Source organism: Pseudomonas sp. 3B-A001-10F (assembly GCF_056313565.1).
Window position 1 is genome coordinate 126,642 of record NZ_JBQYFW010000015.1, and the last position, 16,337, is coordinate 142,978.

Sequence of the window (16,337 nt, forward strand, 5' to 3'; positions counted from 1 at the left end):
ACGGCAGAATATGCCTATAATCGCCGCCACTTTTTGGTCAATCCGGCCAAGTGTTTTTGGTCAACTACGGGGGCAACGCCCAATGAGCTACAGCAAGATTCCGGCTGGCAAAGACCTGCCGAACGACATCTACGTCGCGATCGAGATCCCGGCCAACCACGCGCCGATCAAATACGAAATCGACAAAGACAGCGATTGCCTGTTCGTTGACCGTTTCATGGCCACCCCAATGTTCTACCCGGCCAACTACGGTTACATCCCGAACACCCTGGCTGACGACGGTGATCCCCTCGACGTACTGGTTGTGACCCCTTACCCGGTTGCCCCAGGTTCGGTAATCCGCGCGCGTCCAGTCGGCATCCTGAACATGACCGACGACGGCGGCGGCGATGCCAAAGTCATCGCAGTGCCACACGACAAGCTGTCCCAGCTGTACGTCGATGTGAAGGAATACACCGACCTGCCGCCACTGCTGATCCAGCAGATCGAGCACTTCTTCGCGAACTACAAAGATCTCGAGAAAGGCAAATGGGTCAAGATCGAAGGCTGGGCCGGTGCAGACGCCGCCCGCGAAGCGATCACCAAGTCGGTTGCCGCCTACAAAGGCTAAGCAGTTGCGCTACGCGTGAGGCTTGAAGAAAACCCCGGTTGATCCGGGGTTTTTTGTGCTCGGGAAAAGCCGCCTTAAACAGAGTGTTTATGACGGACTACAGAAAAGTTTTATCTTGTGTAATTTCCCACAAGAACGTCTTACATCCCGTCGCAAAATTCAGCCCGTTTTTGAACGCCCGGTTTATTCAAACCGCTCTGGCACGGCCGTAGACTCCGTGTTTATGAGAAAGAACACTAGCGGTCCAAGATTCAAGGCACTCCTGGAAGCTGCGAACATCTCGACGACGGGTTTCGCAAAGTTCTGGGGCACGGAAGCCCAAAATGTCCACAACTGGTACACCCGGGGCGTCCCGGCGTATCGCATGGAAGAAGTCTCACGCCTGCTGTCCGTCAACAGCGAATGGCTGAAAACCGGCCAAGGCACAAAAGAGCTGCCAAGCCTGACTACGCCAGCCAGCAACGGCGACAGCTTTGACGCCCACGATCCTCAGGGCGCCTACCGATTCATCCATCCCAACGACATCGAACTGGCCTTCTTCAAAGAAACACCCCTGACCAACGGCTCAGACAAAACCCACGTCATCTAGGACCCGGACCTGTCCATTCGCCTGCTGCGCGCCCCACTGGATCAACTGGAAATCCGCCATGCCGACGCCATCTGCGCGCACATGATCGGCAACAGCATGGCCGAACGCATCGAAGACGGCTCCATCGTCGCCATCGACCGCAGCCTGACCCAGGTCGTCGACGGTGAGATCTACGCCATCGAACACGACGGCATGCTGCGCATCAAATACCTGCACCGCATGCCCGGCAACGGCCTGCGCCTGCGCAGCCACAACAACGCCGAATACCCGGACGAAGTCTTCCGCCCGGCACAGATCGAGGAGCAAAGGATTCATATATTGGGCTGGGTGTTCTGGTGGTCGACCGTGAGCAAGCGGCGGCCGGTGGTGCCGTTTCTATGATCTCACGGCCTGGAAAGCCTCCTGTAGGAGTGAGCCTGCTCGCGATGAGGCCCTGATAATCGGTACAAATCTCGAATTTGTTCGACTGCGGTCGCTCTAAACCGCACTTCAGGCTGGGAATCCACAACAAAACTCAGTATCCTGCGCCCCACATTTGCGCATCGACCCGCCCCGCGGCTCAGACAGCGCCCGACGCGGCAGACCAACGTCTGACCAAGTCCCACAGCCGGACGCAGATCCGGATGTACGTTTTGAAGGCTGGCAAGGCTTACCAAAAATAGGCCAAGCCAGTCCCCGAGAAGCCGGCCACAAGCCGGCTTTTTAATGCCTGAAATAAACCCGGCCTACCGTCTGAAACATAAATTCGCGCTTGTCGAACAGAAGAGCCTCTTGGTACCGTAACGACAAACGTCATTACAGGTATTTCATCATGGCCTCCATCAACATTCGCATCGACGATGATCTGAAGCAGCGCTCCTTCGCCGAACTGGAAAAGCTGGGAGTAACCCCCTCAGAGCTTTTGCGTCAGACACTCCAATACGTCGCCGAGCGAGGCAAGCTACCCTTCAAAGCAGCATTGCTCAGCGAGGAAGATGAAGTACTCATAGCCGTAGTCACCGAACGCCTCGCGGCACCTCAACGAGTCAAGGTAAGTCTGGATGACCTATAACCTTGAATTTGATCGTCGTGCTTTAAAGGAGTGGAACAAACTCGGCGATACGGTTCGCCACCAGTTCAAGAAGAAGCTCACAGAGGTATTGGAGAATCCTCGAATAGAAGCCAATCGACTTCGCGAGCTCCCGGATTGCTACAAAGTGAAGCTGAAAAGCGCTGGCTATCGCCTGATCTATCAGGTCCTTGATCAAGAGATTGTGGTGTTTGTAATCGCAATCGGGAAGCGAGAGAGAGAAGCTGCTTACGAGGTTGCGCAGGACCGTCTTTCGCTCCTGCCCTGAGTCGGTCCAATGTCTGCGACCTGAAATTGGGCAGCAACCCGCAGCCCAATTCCCTCACGGATAACTAAACGCCTTAACCAACGTCAACTCCCCCACCGCCCGCATAGGGATCAAAAACGTCTCCATCTTCTCGCTCGGCGTCCCTTCTTCAGTAATCACCGTCACCTGCGCCGTGGTCAGCGCCTGCACCGCCTCATCTCCACCCTCATCATCCCCGCGATACCCACCGCCGTAATAATTCACATACACCAGATATTGCCCCTTGATCGGCGCCGGCATGGCGAAGATTTCCGGGCCATAACCGGTGGTGACGTCAACGTCGAGCGCGGCGCCGTTGGCGGCGCTGCGGTTGCCGTACCAAATGTGCGCGCCGTCGGGGGTGACAAGGTGCAGGTCGAGGTCGGTGCCGTCGCTGTCCCACGCTAGCAATACGCGCAACTTGGCCGGAGTGGCGCCGCCGCTGGTGTTGAGGAATTGCGTGCGGTGGCGTTGCTGGCCGTCGGGACTGCGCACTTCGACGCTGTTGCTGCCGTTGGGGAAGGAGAACGGGCGGTCGAAGCGGCCGCTGTCGTCGATTTTCAGCGGCATGCTGACGCCGTTGACGATCAGCCGACCGGGCTCGTTGTTCTTTCGCGCAGCTTTGATCTCGCCGCTGATGCGTGCGGTATTGGCCTGGCCGACCGGGGTGTTGACCGATGAGGCCGGGTAGTTGACGGTCTGACGGAAGCTTTCGCCCTCGCCTTCGGGTGCGCCGCTGCGCCAGCCGCCGATCGGGGTATCGAGTTTGACGCTATCGGCAGCGATGGCTGGCGAGAGCGCAGTCAAGGTGCAGAGCAGCAGCAAGACCTGTGGATAACGGAGTGTCATGATCTATTCCAGCAAAAGGTGACGGGCGAGCCCTTCGATGTAGGTTTCATCCTGGCCGTTGGGGTGTGCTTCAAAGGCCAGGTGCAGATATTCGTGGGTCAGGTCGAGGCGATCCTGCAGGGTCAGTACGCCACGCACGTAAATACGTTGGCGTTCGCGATCGACAAAGGGACGACCGAAGGCGAGTTTGCACACGGCGAATGTGCTGACTTCGTTGTAGCCGGTTTCGCTTTCCAGCTTCGGGCGCCAGCCGCGTCGCTGTTTCTGCAGCCAGTCTTGCGCGGCGGGCAGTGCCTCGCAGGAGGCGACCGGATTGTCCCAGCGACTGAGGCTGGCGCGCGGATAGGCGTGCAGCAGAATCGCGTCGTAACGCTGACCGGCATTAGCTTGCTCGACGGCTTGTTGCCAGGCGAGTTTGTCCGGGCCGGGTTGATCGGAGTGATAGGTGACGGTGCTACCGGCCAGTACCAGATCCGCCGTCCACGCCGCGATGTTGCGTGACTCGGCCGAGGCTGGACGCGGGGCGACGCGTTGGCGATTGCTGCTGTCGTCGATGTTCAGGCAATCGCCGTTGCGCGTGGCGTTTTGCAGCAGATAGGTGCGGATTGCCACGGCCAGCGCTTTGGCCGCTTCGGCGGGTTCCGGTTTGGCTTCGCGCTCAAGGACGCGAGCTACATATTCTTCGCGATCAAGCCTTGCGACGAGTTTGTCGTTGAGCAGAAACAGTTCGCCGTCACTGTGGATATCCAGCGCGTTGCCATTGGCGAATTCGACGCGGTAATCGCCCTGCAACGGGCCGGACGTCACCACCCGCTCGCCAGTCAGAACCCGCGTAACCGGATAACGCGAGAACAACCCGACTTCAACACAACGCCCCGGCTCTGCCGGCCATGCGGCGGGCAACACCGTCGCCAGTGCCTGCCCGTAATGGCGCAAAACCATCTGACTGGTACCACGCCCACCCGCCCAGAGCGGAGATCCGTCCGCGGTCCAACCGGCGAAACCACCCTGGCGCGACTGCGGATCCTGATCGCCAAGCCAGCTCCAGGTTTTCACCCGCAAACGCCCGCCCAGTTCGCCGACGACATTGCCGTCCGCCGCATTCAGCACCACATCGAGCAGCACTCGACGCGCTTGATCCTGCGCCGGCAAAGCAGCCAAGACCGTCAACAACTCAATCACGGAAACCCGTTGAGCCGGCTGCACCGACGGCAAATCCAGCAACCACGAAGGTGCCTGTCGCGCCTGCCAATACGTCCGCCACTCGGCAGAAGAAATGCCCAACCGCGCAGGCTCAAAGTACAACCCGCAGGATTTCACCAACGCCTGATCACGCTCGATCCTGCTGCCCGCCGAGCAGCAATAAACCTCTTCCTTCGACTGTCCGCGACATTCATAAGCAGGCTCACGCGCACCGCTATCGACCAGCCATGCGTATACGAACAATTTCCACAGACTGCCCAACGGGGTATCGAGCGTCGGCGGCAAGGGCTCGCGGGCGATCAATTGCGTCTGATTCAGCGATAACAACTCACCCTTATAGGCCACGCGCAACGGCTCATCCTGCGCCGTCGCCAGCGCAGGTATCACACACATCAGCAGCCACAGCAGCGGCCGGCTCATGTCAGTTGACCGTGACCTGACCAAGGGCGGCTTTCGCTTCCTGGGCCTGATGCTGCGGCGCGTAGACCTGTTTGAAACGCACCGGCGGCAGGTTGAACTGACCCTTTTGCGAGAAGCGCACCAGATGGCGCAAGCGCAATTCGCCGCTCAGCGCATCGACCGGTACCGCATAGGCCAGTTGCCCCGGTTCGAAGCGCGCCTTCTCCAGCGCGGTCGGCTCAGTGCCGTCTTTGCCCTGCAACTTGATGCCCCAAGTGGTGCGCTCGACATCGGCGCCCGGTGGTAGCGGCACTTCGAGCATGCCGTAGCGCAGTGGTTTCGGCGCTTTGCTGGTGAGGATCACTTCGTCCAGATACAGACTGTCACTGGACAACGGCTTGGTGCCGATTGGCTCCAGTTTGAAGGTGAACGCTTCGTCGCCCGGTACCAGTCGCGACAGGCGACGGGTGATGGTCACGGCCATCGGATCGACTGCCGGTTGCTGGGTCTGGAAACTCAACGCCGCGCGCAGCGGACGCTCCTGCGTACCGGACACCGACAACACGCTCGGCACAGGCGTCGTGCCCTGCCACGTCCAGTACATCTCGCCGCTGGCTCCGTAGTTCTTCTTCCAGCCTTCACCCGGCGTCAGTGCAATGGTCGGCGACGCCTGGGCGATGCTGCGTTGCAGCCAGGTCAGCGCCAGCGCACGTTCGAGGGTCGATTGCTGCGGCAGCAAACGTTGCAACAACGCCGTAGCACGCGCCTGATCGAACGCTTGCAGCGACAGGTTCAGCGCCTCGGCGAACGGCTGCGAACTGACCGCCAGACGCTGTTGCGCAGCCCCTACCTGACGATTGAACGTTTCCGGCAAGGCAACCTTCGACTGCGTGGCCAACGCAGCGGTCAACACCCGCGCCGCCGCCAGACCGAGCGCCGAATCCGGGTCGCTCATCACCAGACTGTCTTCGCCGTCGTCCATCAGGGTTTCGGCGTTGCCTTCACCGGCCTTGGCCAGATCCTCCATCAAGCCGCTGAGCAAGGTGTTCACCGGCAAATGCATCTGCTTGGCGAACGACAGAATCAGCGCGCGCTGCAGCAACGGTGTGTTCGGCGCTTGCTTGGCGTAGACCTCCAGCACTCGCTGCCAATGTTCCGGCGGCAAGGTCAATTCCAGCACCTGGCTAGCGTTCCAGTCGGCGTAGTAAGCGTAAGCCGTGAGGAACGCATCCGGTTCACCGTCGTAGCCCCACCAGGTGAAGCTCGCCGACGGCCCGGCCATTTGCACCAGACGCAGACGGCTGTTCTGCATGATCAGACGCAAGCGATCACGAATCTGCGGATTCGATGCCAGCGATGGATAGGCAATGCTCAACGGCAGCAAACGGCTGGCAGTCTGCTCGACGCCGCCGTACGGATAGCTGAGCAGATCATCGAGTGCCGAGCGGAACAACGCTTGCGGGCTGTCATCCAGACGCAGGCGAATATCGGTGGCGTCGGCCGGCAGACTCAACGGTGTGTCACCGCTGGCCACGTCGAGGCTTTGAGTCTGAGTGACTTGCCAGCCGTCACCGGTCGCACTCAGGCGCACGGCGAGGGAGTCGGCGGTCTTGCCGTCCTGCACCAACTCCGCCGTCCATTCGCCGGAAGCCAATGTGAATGCCGGCAGCGGCAGATAATTGATGCCGTTGTTCAGGGTCACAGGCAGACGCTGTTCGGCGCCCGCATAGTGAGTGACCAGTTCAGCCTTGACCGGTTTCTCGGCTTGGCTGAAGGCGAACACGCCGAGTTGCGGCTGATCGCCCTTACGGAATTTGCTCGGCCCGCTCCACTTCAGGTACAGCGGTTTTTCCGAACGCACGAACTGCTTCTTCTGCCCGACCTGACCGTCATCGGCGATGGCGCGGGCGGTGATGCGCCAGCGGGTCAGCGAGTCCGGCATCTTGAAGGTGAAACGGGTTTTGCCGTCGGCCCCGGTCAACAACTCTGGCTGCCACGCAGCGGTATCGACGTCCTCACGACGCGGCCGCTCCAGCACTTTCACCCCGCGCTCGCTGCGGTTGGCTTTGCCCGGTGCGCCGGGGCTGCCCGGCAACGCCACGTCGTAACTGATGAACGACAGGCTGGCGCTGGTGCGCACGTTGTTACGGCGCGGGTGATAGAAGAACTGGTCAATGGTCGGCGCGACTTCCGGTTGCAGTGCGTAGACCATTTCGTCGACAACACTGACGGTCAAATGCGCCGGAACCGCTTTGCCGGCGAACTGTGTGCTCAGATCAACCGTGACCGTGTCGCCCGGCAGGTACACCGCTTTGTCGGTGCTGATCGCCACGTCGATTTGCGGCGCAACCACTTTGATCCCGGCGTTCTGGAAGCTGTACTGACCGCCCTTGGTGTAGAGCACGGAGAAGGTCAGGTTCGGTGCAAAGTTGTCCTTCACCGGAACGCGCGCGCGGTATTGGGTGTCGCTGAGTTTTTCCAGTTTCAACCAGTCGCCGCCCTTGGCCAGCAGCGCGGTGGCTTCGACCTTGTCGCGTTCCAGCGAGAGCAACGCATCACTGACCGGCTCCGGGAAAGTGATCAGCGCCAGCGCTTCATCGCCGGCCTTGTACTCAGGCTTGTCGAGGACGATTTCTACAGTGCCCGGCACGGCTTTGACGCCATCGCCAGTGACCGAATGACCGGTGGCGCCGAGGACGCGACCGTGTTGATCTTTCAAGGTCAGGTTGTAAGTACCCGGACGATCAAACGCCAGACTGAAGCCCTTGTCCGTCGCGGCAAGTTTGCCTTCACCGGTGCTCTGGTCTTCCAGACGTACCCAGCCATAGGTGCTCGGCGTCACCGCTTTGCTTTGCTCGGTGCCGCCCTCGTTGGCGTAGCTGAACGCAACCTTGTCACCGACCGCACTGAAGCGTTGCGGCGCGCTCAGGCGGAAGCTCGCAGCGCCACGGTCGATAAGGATTTCCTTGGTGGTCTTGACCCGATACGCCGCGCCATCGCTGGCAAACACGGTGAGCATGTAGCGGCTCGGTTTGTCGGCCGCAGGCAGGTCGAGGCTCGCATTGCCTTTGCTGTCGGTGGTCAATTCGGTGCTGCTCAGCTCCACCGGGAATTGCCCGAGGTATTGCAGCTCGTTGTCGACCATCGACAATTGCTGGGCGCGCAGGCTCAGGGTCAACTTGGCGTTGGCCACCGGTTTGCCGTCCGGGTACAGCAGCACCAGGCTGCCCTTCACCGGTTCGCCAGTGCGGTAATCCTGCTTGGCCAGATTCAGCGAAATCTCGAAGTGCGGCTTGATGTACTCGGCCACGCGGAAAGCGCTGCTGTAAGCCTGGTCCTTATAGTTGAAACGGATCTCGTAACCACCGGCCACTGCGTTGTCCGGCAACTGGAAGCGGCCCTGAGTGCCGGCCTTCGAATCGAGTTTCAGGTCGAGGTGTTGCAACTCAGTGCCTGTGGCGTCAAGCACGCTGACCGTGACATCTGCAGCACCCGGCAACACCGAATCACGCGCATTCTTGAACTCACGACCAACGATTTTCAGCGACACCCAATCACCTGGGCGATACAGCGGCCGGTCGGTGAACGCGTAGAGTTTGGTGTCGTAGATTTCGCTGTCGTAATAGAAGTTCTCGGAGACGAACACCCCGCCCTCTTCGTCCTCGCCGATGACGAACGAACGCTCCGGGCTGACATGTTTCAGGCGCAGCAAACCGTCAGTATCGGTGGCACCGCTGCTCATCACGCCGAGGCCGTCGGTCCACAGCACATTGACCTTGGGTACCGAACTGCCTTCGTGTTTGCGCGCGGCCCAGACCAGCAATTCATCACCGGCAATCTTGCTCACCGCGACGGTGTTGGAGACGAACACCATGGTGGTTGCGCGGTACTTGCCGATCAGCGCTTCGACCAGGTACAGACCCGGCTTCAGATTGCCCAACGGGATATAAACGTTACCCGGCGCGACGCTGACGAAATCGCTCGAAGACCCGGCCAGATTGACCCCGGCCGGCGGCTGAATCGGCTTGGCCTGCCACAACGGATAACGGAACTGGCTGACCACCGGTAGACCCGGAATCAACGCGAATTGCGGCTGCGCGTCATACGGAGTAGGCGCGACCATGGCGTTGCCCATCTTCAGTTCCGGCACTTCCTCGGTGACTTGTTTGCGCGACTCATAGGAGAACGCGCGCTGCATCACCCGACGGGATTTGCGGTACCAGTTGTCCCACAGGTACGCGAGGGTGTTGGACAGGCCTTCACCCTTGAACTGGCCGTCGCTGACCACGCGATGCAGATTCTTTTGACGCTTGAGGAAATCCAGCGGCTTGTCGATCCGGTACACACGAATGTCGGCGCCGCCGTACGGTTCCATGCGGAAACGACGATAGTCGCGGCCCGGCGCTTCGAGACGGACCATTGCCTGTTCATCAGCAGCAAAGCTGCTATCAGCCAGCAGGAAAAAGCTTTCGCCCGAGACCGGCGTGTAGCCGCTCGGCTCGACCGAATCTTCGGCGCTGACGGTAGCCACTGGCAGCAACAGCGCCAGCAGCAAAGGAATTCGGGAACAGATACGCAACATGCGGGCACCGGTCATTGGGAGAGAAAGTTCAGTCGATAGACGCCGATGAAGTTGGGGTTGGCTGCGTCGGGTATCCATCGGGTGTCCTTCCATGTCATGAGTTGCTGCAGGCTTGCCGAACGCATGCCGTTGTCAGTGGGGGTGGTGGTGCCGGTGTGATAGGCGATGTAGCGGCCCATCCAGATCATCAGGTGCTGGTCGTCGCCCTGATCGAAAAACATCAAATCACCGGGCCGTGCCTGCGAGACGTCACGGCTGACCAGATGACTATTGAACTGAATCAGTTTGATCGCGTTGACGTAAGGCCCGACCTTGCCGCCGCCCTGCTGCCATTGCTGGGCGAGCTTGCGTTGCTCATTGCTGAGCGACAGCTCTGGCGGCAGGTAGCGATTGGACAGGCCATTGCTGCGCAGCCATTTGTCGTCGTGGACTTTCAGCGCTTCGTTGGCGGCAAAACGCACCAGCCCGGCACAGTCCTGCTGATACCAGCGCGGACTTGGGCCTTGGCTCAGTTGCTCTTGAGCGATGCGCACGAACCAGGCGCGAAACACCTGGGATTGCGCCGGATCGAGTGCAGGTGCTTCAACGGCGCGGGCGCCCGCACTGAGCAACAACGCGAGTAGGCCGAGACTGCGGATCAGTGCTGTCACAGCGCTTTCCATTCCAGCGGCAACCATTGCCAGTGGCCGTCAGGCTCGCTGCCTTCCGGCAGCGTCAGCGCGTATTTGCCGTAGCCGCCGAGGGTGCGCAGTTTCGGAATCAGATAGGTTTGCGCGGCGTTGTAAAACACCGGCTCCATGTCCTGCGGCAGGCTATCGAGGGTTTCCTGCTGCATCAGTTGCGCCATCGAATCCGGGCCGAAGTAGATCGGCATCAGCACGTCTTTGGGCAACACGTCGGCCATCGGCGGGAAGCGTTTGTCGAGGGTGCCGAGGGCCTTGTCGACGAGTTTGTCGTCGAGGGAAAACAGCAACGTCGAACCGTGACGGGCGAGGCTGACTTTCATGAAAGCCTTGCCGGAAATCGCGTCCGGGTTCTCCGCCGTCTTCGCCGTATACGGGCCGAAGTTGGAGCTGACCTGACGCTGCCAGACGTGGTTCTGGCCTTCCTGCTTCTCGACTACCGGGAACACGTTTTCTTCAACGTTGGCTTCGAATGCACCGACCATCGAACCGAACAGTTTGCCAAGATCACCGTCGAGTTTGCTGCTGTCCTCGTCTTTCAGACTGGCCACCAGCAATGGCGTGTACAACCGCGAATCGGCGTACCAGCACAGGCCTGCCGCGCCGGCCACGTGTTCGGTGAGAGTTTGCGCCACGGTTTCTTCAGCGCCGAGTTTCACCAGCAATGGTTTTTGCGGTTCGGCCGCGACCGGAAGAGTCACGCAGGCACTGGCGCCCAGCGGCATTGCTTGCCAGACCGGTTTGAAATCGAAGTCGGGCTGGTTGTCCAGTTCGTCCATGGCGAGGTAGCTGTGCCAGCCCTTGTCATCCATGTCGAAGCGCAGCCCGGCGAAGTTCGGAATGAAACGCTGATACCCCATGGCCAGAACGCTGGAGTTGACCGACAGGCGTTGCTTGGTTTCCGGAGTTTTCGCCGGCAGGCCGAACGCTTCGGGGAACAGTTTTTCGCCATTGAGCAACGCCGCCAGCGCTTGTGGCGAGACGTGACCGGACTCTTCAGACACGCCGCTTTCCGGGTCGTAATACTTGGCCGGATTGGACAGCACCACCAGTTTGTCGCCGTGGGAAGCGAACAGCAGCGCTTTGCTGGCGTTATAGGTCAGTTGATACAGCGGCACAGTGTCGCCGCCGACTTTGAGTTCGCCCATCTGACTGAGCTGCGTGTCATCCAGCGCTACTTTCGCCAGCGGCTCGAGCAGTTTCGCCAGACCGCCACGGTCCATCACCAGCAGGAAATCTTTCAAGCGACCATCCGCGCCACGCCACAACGCAACGTCGGCCGGTTGATCGAAAAGCTGTTCGATCAAGCTGTCCTGCAGTTTCAGGTCATGCTCGTAAATGATCCGGCGCAGACTGCCGATCAAGCCGAGGCGATCAGCATGGGTCTCGTAATAGAAGATGAAATCTTCGGTCAGCGTGGCCTTGAGGAACGGCACCGTCAGCAGGTCCTTGGGCAACTGGCTCAGCGAGCGGGTTTCCAGCAGTGCATCGGGGCGGCTCAGGCCGAGCTTGTCACTGGCCAAGTCCGCCGGCGGCGCCTTGGGCTTGAGCAGCAGCCAGCCAAAACCACCCGCTACACCGGCCACCAGGCACAACCCGGCCAGCAGCAAGGGCCAGCGCCGCGAAGGTTTGGCCGCTGGCGTGTCGGCAGCCGAAGTAACAGTGTTATCGCTCATCTTTTCGCTCATTTCCCAAAGCTCAGGATTTCATCCGTGGCGGAATGCTTAATAGTTGAAAGTCTTGACCAGCAGCAGATCACCGATCGCCCGCAGGGGCACGATGAACGTTTCGCGTTTTTCGTCGACGGTGTTTTCGTTGAGCACCAGCGTGATTTGCGAGGTGATCACCTCGTTCTGGTTGCTGGTCTCCTCGAAGTTATAGCCGCCGTTGCCGAAGTTGCCCCAATAGTTGACGTAAACCAGATAAGTGCCGTGCAGCGGCGCAGTCATGGTGAACATTTCCGGGCCGGGGCCGTCGACGCCATCCGGGTCGAGACCGCCGCCATTACTCAGCGCCGGCTGCGCCCAGAACGCATGCTGACCGTCGGGCGTGACAATGTGCAGATCGAGTTCGGCTTTCGGATCGTCCCAGCCCAAGACAAGACGAATTCGCGCCGGCGTGCGCAAATTGTTTGCTTCATAAAATTGCACGCGCTTGAGCGACTGGCCTTCGGCGCTGATCACTTCGACGCTGTTGGAGCCGGCGCCGAACGCGTAGGGCCGGGCGAAACGGCCCTGGTCGTCGGTGTACAGATTCAATGGATTGCCATTCACGGCGAGGCTGTGCGGCGGGCGCATGTGGCCGATGGCCTTGAGCTGGCCCTGGATCATCGTGCGATTGCGCTGAATGCCGCGATCAATCGGCGGCGTGGGATAGGCGACTTGCGGGTTTTCCGTGCGATCGAGCAAGCCGTGATAGCGCCAGCCGCCCACCGGTTCCGACAGTTCAGCGCTCGGCGCGGCCGACAGCGCGGGCGCGCAAGCCAGGCCGATCAGTAGCCAAAGAAATGAACGCATGTAATGCCTCCTGCCATGCCTGAACGAAACCTTGCACCCGATCCTCGGTACTTCACAGCGGTGAAAACTGCGTTTCGTCTGAAAGACCCGTGACTATGGGGTCGTAGAAGGCGCGAAGATTAGCGATTCGGCGGTTTTTTAACAATCGGATACATGTGCAATCGCTGTAGGAAACCTGCTTTTCAAGGGGCGTGAGCCGAATAGAGAGATTATTCGGCTCACAAAATGAGCCGAATAGGTTTCAGCCATCCCGAATCGCCTCAGGAAAAAGGGCCGGTCGCACCCCGCTCATTTGCCCATAAACCCCCTATCTGCTAGTGTCGCGCCGGTTTAACGTCAACCGGAAATCGCCGCCATGGCCCGCAAAAAAGCTGCACTGGATTTCGAACAGTCCCTCGCCGACCTGCAAACATTGGTCGAGCGTCTGGAGAACGGTGAATTGTCGCTGGAAGACTCGTTGACCGCTTTCGAGCAGGGCATCGGTCTGACCCGTGATTGCCAGGCAGCGCTGGCGCAAGCCGAGCAAAAGGTGCAGGTGCTGCTGGAGCGCGATGGCGAACTCGCCGAGGAACCCTTCGACGCGGAACAGCCAGAATGATTGCGGCGTACACGGCGAGCAGCCAGACCCGGGTTAACGCGGCTCTGGAAACCCTGTTCAACGCGCCGTTGCCGGAATTGGCGCGGCTTTACGAAGCCATGCGCTACAGCGTGATGAACGGCGGCAAGCGCGTGCGCCCGCTGCTCGCCTACGCGGCGTGCGAAGCGCTCGGTGGCAAGGCTGAACAAGCCAACGGCGCGGCCTGCGCGGTTGAGCTGATCCACGCTTATTCGCTGGTTCACGATGATTTGCCGGCGATGGACGACGACGATCTGCGTCGCGGCCAGCCGACCACCCACAAGAAATTCGATGAAGCCTGCGCGATTCTCGCCGGTGACGGCTTGCAGAGCCTGGCCTTCAGCGCCCTGCTCGACCCGCGCCTGAGCGATTGCAGCAGTGACATCCGCCTGCAAATGGTCACCGCGCTGGCTAACGCCGCAGGCCCGGCGGGCATGGTCGGTGGCCAGGCCATCGACCTCGGTTCGGTCGGCCTCAAACTCGATCAGAAAGCCCTTGAACAGATGCACCGGCACAAGACCGGCGCGCTGATCGAAGTCAGCGTCAAACTCGGTGCTCTGGCCAGCGGCCGTGCCGAGCAGGATGAACTCCGTGCCCTGCAGACTTATGCACAGGCCATCGGTCTGGCCTTTCAGGTGCAGGACGACATCCTCGACGTCGAAAGCGATACCGAAACCCTCGGTAAACGCCAAGGCGCCGACATCGCCCGCGACAAGCCGACCTACCCGGCGCTGCTCGGCCTCGACGCCGCCAAGGCTTACGCGCTGGAACTGCGTGATCAGGCTCTGCACGCCCTGCGACCGTTTGACGCGGCCGCCGAGCCCTTGCGCGAGCTGGCCCGGTATATCGTCGAGCGGCGCAACTGACGGCGTATCCGCCAAAAAAGACCAACGCGTGGGCAGGGGGCGATGCATCAGGTAAACTGCCGCATCTTCTATACCTATAACGATTCGCCTGATGCCCACGACGTTTCATGAGATTCCCCGCAAGCGCCCGACCACGCCCCTGCTCGACCGCGCGAACACGCCGGACGGCCTGCGCCGGTTAGGCGAAGCCGAGCTGGAAACCCTGGCCGATGAGTTGCGCCTGGAATTGCTCTACACGGTCGGTCAGACCGGTGGGCATTTCGGTGCCGGCCTGGGCGTGATCGAGCTGACCATCGCGTTGCATTACGTCTTCGACACACCGGACGACCGTCTGCTGTGGGACGTCGGGCACCAGGCGTATCCGCACAAGATCCTCACCGGTCGCCGCGAGCGCATGGGCACCTTGCGCCAGAAGGACGGCATTGCCGCGTTCCCGCGTCGCGCCGAGAGTGAATACGACACCTTTGGCGTCGGCCACTCCAGCACTTCGATCAGCGCGGCACTGGGCATGGCCATCGCCGCCCGCCTGCAGAACAGCGATCGCAAGGCAATCGCGGTGATTGGTGACGGCGCGTTGACCGCCGGCATGGCTTTCGAGGCGCTGAATCACGCGCCGGAAGTCAACGCCAACATGCTGGTGATCCTCAACGACAACGACATGTCGATCTCGCGCAATGTCGGTGGCCTGTCGAATTATCTGGCGAAGATCCTTTCCAGCCGCACCTACGCGAGCATGCGTGAGGGCAGCAAGAAAGTCCTGTCGCGCCTGCCCGGCGCCTGGGAAATCGCCCGTCGCACTGAAGAATACGCCAAAGGCATGTTGGTTCCCGGCACGCTGTTCGAAGAGCTGGGCTGGAACTACATCGGCCCGATCGACGGCCACGACCTGCCGACCCTGATCGCCACGCTGCGCAACATGCGTGATCTGAAAGGCCCGCAATTCCTGCACATCGTCACCAAGAAAGGCAAAGGTTTCGCCCCGGCGGAAGTCGACCCGATCGGTTACCACGCGATCACCAAACTCGAACCACTGGACGCCCCGGCCGCAGCGCCGACAAAGACTGGCGGACCGAAGTATTCGGCCGTGTTCGGCGAGTGGCTGTGCGACATGGCGGCGGCTGATCCACGTCTGGTCGGGATTACCCCGGCGATGAAGGAAGGCTCGGATCTGGTGGCGTTCAGCGAACGCTTCCCGCTGCGCTACTTCGACGTGGCGATTGCCGAGCAGCACGCGGTGACGTTCGCTGCCGGCATGGCCTGCGAAGGCGCGAAACCGGTGGTGGCGATCTACTCGACATTCCTCCAGCGCGGTTACGACCAACTGGTGCATGACGTAGCGGTGCAGAACCTCGACGTGCTGTTCGCGATCGACCGTGCTGGCCTGGTGGGCGAAGACGGCCCGACCCACGCTGGCAGCTTCGATCTGTCCTACCTGCGTTGCATCCCGGGCATGGTCATCATGACCCCGAGTGATGAAAACGAACTGCGCAAAATGCTCACCACCGGCCACCTGTACAACGGCCCGGCGGCGGTGCGCTATCCACGCGGTACCGGCCCGAACGCGACGATCGACAAAGACCTTGAGCCGATTGAAATCGGCAAAGGCATCGTCCGTCGTCAGGGCAGCAAAGTCGCTTTGCTGGTGTTCGGTGTGCAACTGGCCGAGGCGCTGAAGGTGGCTGAAAAACTCGATGCCACCGTGGTCGACATGCGTTTCGTCAAACCGCTGGATGAAGAGTTGGTGCGCGAGATTGCCGGCAGCCACGAGTTACTGGTGACGATCGAAGAGAACGCGATCATGGGCGGCGCCGGTGGCGCGGTCAGTGAATTCCTCGCGCGGGAGAACATCCTCAAGTCGATGCTGCACCTGGGCTTGCCTGACGTCTACGTCGAACACGCCAAGCCTGCGCAGATGCTGGCTGAGTGCGGGCTGGATGAGGCAGGGATCGAAGCGTCGATTCGTGAGCGTCTGGAATTGCTCAACAAGTAATCGCAATACCTGTGCAAAACCCTGTGGGAGCGAGCTTGCTCGCGAATGCGGACTGTCAGTCGACTCACTCATGACTGAC

The 16,337-nt window shown here is 60.6% G+C and carries 12 protein-coding genes and 1 pseudogene; 7 read left to right on the forward strand and 6 right to left on the reverse strand.

Annotation, left to right across the window (positions count from 1 at the left end; all coding sequences use genetic code 11):
• Nucleotides 1-82 precede the first annotated feature (82 nt).
• The 4 genes and pseudogenes from ppa (at nt 83) to AC0ZWN_RS16025 (ending at nt 2,536) form a co-directional block, all read left to right on the forward strand.
• On the forward strand, nt 83-610 hold the full coding sequence (gene ppa, locus AC0ZWN_RS16010; RefSeq protein ID WP_003205933.1) for an inorganic diphosphatase: 528 nt from the start codon (nt 83-85) through the stop codon (nt 608-610).
• 223 nt (nt 611-833) lie between these two features.
• Nucleotides 834-1,580: pseudogene (locus tag AC0ZWN_RS16015) on the forward strand (S24 family peptidase).
• A 430-nt stretch (nt 1,581-2,010) separates the two neighbouring features.
• Nucleotides 2,011-2,250 carry a type II toxin-antitoxin system RelB/DinJ family antitoxin gene (locus AC0ZWN_RS16020; RefSeq protein WP_016984130.1) on the forward strand — a complete coding sequence of 80 codons (240 nt, stop codon included), beginning with the start codon at nt 2,011-2,013 and terminating at the stop codon, nt 2,248-2,250.
• Nucleotides 2,240-2,536, forward strand: coding sequence for a type II toxin-antitoxin system RelE family toxin (locus tag AC0ZWN_RS16025; RefSeq protein WP_016984129.1), 297 nt, complete (start codon nt 2,240-2,242; stop codon nt 2,534-2,536). Before AC0ZWN_RS16020 ends, AC0ZWN_RS16025 begins: the two co-directional genes overlap by 11 nt.
• A 54-nt stretch (nt 2,537-2,590) precedes the next feature.
• Here AC0ZWN_RS16025 and AC0ZWN_RS16030 read toward each other — a convergent pair whose 3' ends face one another.
• The 6 genes from AC0ZWN_RS16030 to AC0ZWN_RS16055 are packed head-to-tail and all read right to left on the reverse strand — an operon-like array spanning nt 2,591 to nt 12,786.
• Nucleotides 2,591-3,403: a YfaP family protein gene (locus AC0ZWN_RS16030; RefSeq protein ID WP_476335697.1), complete on the reverse strand. Its 813-nt coding sequence runs from the start codon at nt 3,401-3,403 to the stop codon at nt 2,591-2,593.
• A gap of 3 nt (nt 3,404-3,406) precedes the next feature.
• On the reverse strand, nt 3,407-5,026 hold the full coding sequence (locus AC0ZWN_RS16035; RefSeq protein WP_476335698.1) for a DUF2300 domain-containing protein: 1,620 nt from the start codon (nt 5,024-5,026) through the stop codon (nt 3,407-3,409).
• 1 nt (nt 5,027) lies between these two features.
• On the reverse strand, nt 5,028-9,602 hold the full coding sequence (locus tag AC0ZWN_RS16040) for an alpha-2-macroglobulin family protein (protein WP_476335699.1): 4,575 nt from the start codon (nt 9,600-9,602) through the stop codon (nt 5,028-5,030).
• Nucleotides 9,599-10,249, reverse strand: coding sequence for a DUF1175 domain-containing protein (locus tag AC0ZWN_RS16045; protein WP_476335700.1), 651 nt, complete (start codon nt 10,247-10,249; stop codon nt 9,599-9,601). Before AC0ZWN_RS16045 ends, AC0ZWN_RS16040 begins: the two co-directional genes overlap by 4 nt.
• Nucleotides 10,234-11,946 (reverse strand): DUF2138 domain-containing protein, encoded by a 1,713-nt coding sequence (locus tag AC0ZWN_RS16050; protein WP_476335702.1) that lies wholly within the window; start codon nt 11,944-11,946, stop codon nt 10,234-10,236. Before AC0ZWN_RS16050 ends, AC0ZWN_RS16045 begins: the two co-directional genes overlap by 16 nt.
• A gap of 48 nt (nt 11,947-11,994) precedes the next feature.
• Complete coding sequence (locus tag AC0ZWN_RS16055) at nt 11,995-12,786, reverse strand: YfaP family protein (protein ID WP_093434504.1); 792 nt, start codon at nt 12,784-12,786, stop codon at nt 11,995-11,997.
• A 355-nt stretch (nt 12,787-13,141) separates the two neighbouring features.
• On the opposite strand from AC0ZWN_RS16055, the gene AC0ZWN_RS16060 reads away from it, so the two are divergent.
• The 3 genes from AC0ZWN_RS16060 to dxs all read left to right on the forward strand — a co-directional run bounded on the left by AC0ZWN_RS16060 (nt 13,142) and on the right by dxs (nt 16,258).
• On the forward strand, nt 13,142-13,384 hold the full coding sequence (locus AC0ZWN_RS16060) for an exodeoxyribonuclease VII small subunit (RefSeq protein WP_003228627.1): 243 nt from the start codon (nt 13,142-13,144) through the stop codon (nt 13,382-13,384).
• Nucleotides 13,381-14,268, forward strand: a complete 888-nt coding sequence (gene ispA, locus AC0ZWN_RS16065; protein WP_099757289.1) for a (2E,6E)-farnesyl diphosphate synthase — start codon at nt 13,381-13,383, stop codon at nt 14,266-14,268. The genes AC0ZWN_RS16060 and ispA overlap by 4 nt, the downstream gene beginning before the upstream one ends.
• 91 nt (nt 14,269-14,359) lie before the next feature.
• Nucleotides 14,360-16,258: a 1-deoxy-D-xylulose-5-phosphate synthase gene (gene dxs / locus AC0ZWN_RS16070; protein ID WP_476335704.1), complete on the forward strand. Its 1,899-nt coding sequence runs from the start codon at nt 14,360-14,362 to the stop codon at nt 16,256-16,258.
• Nucleotides 16,259-16,337: the final 79 nt, after the last annotated feature.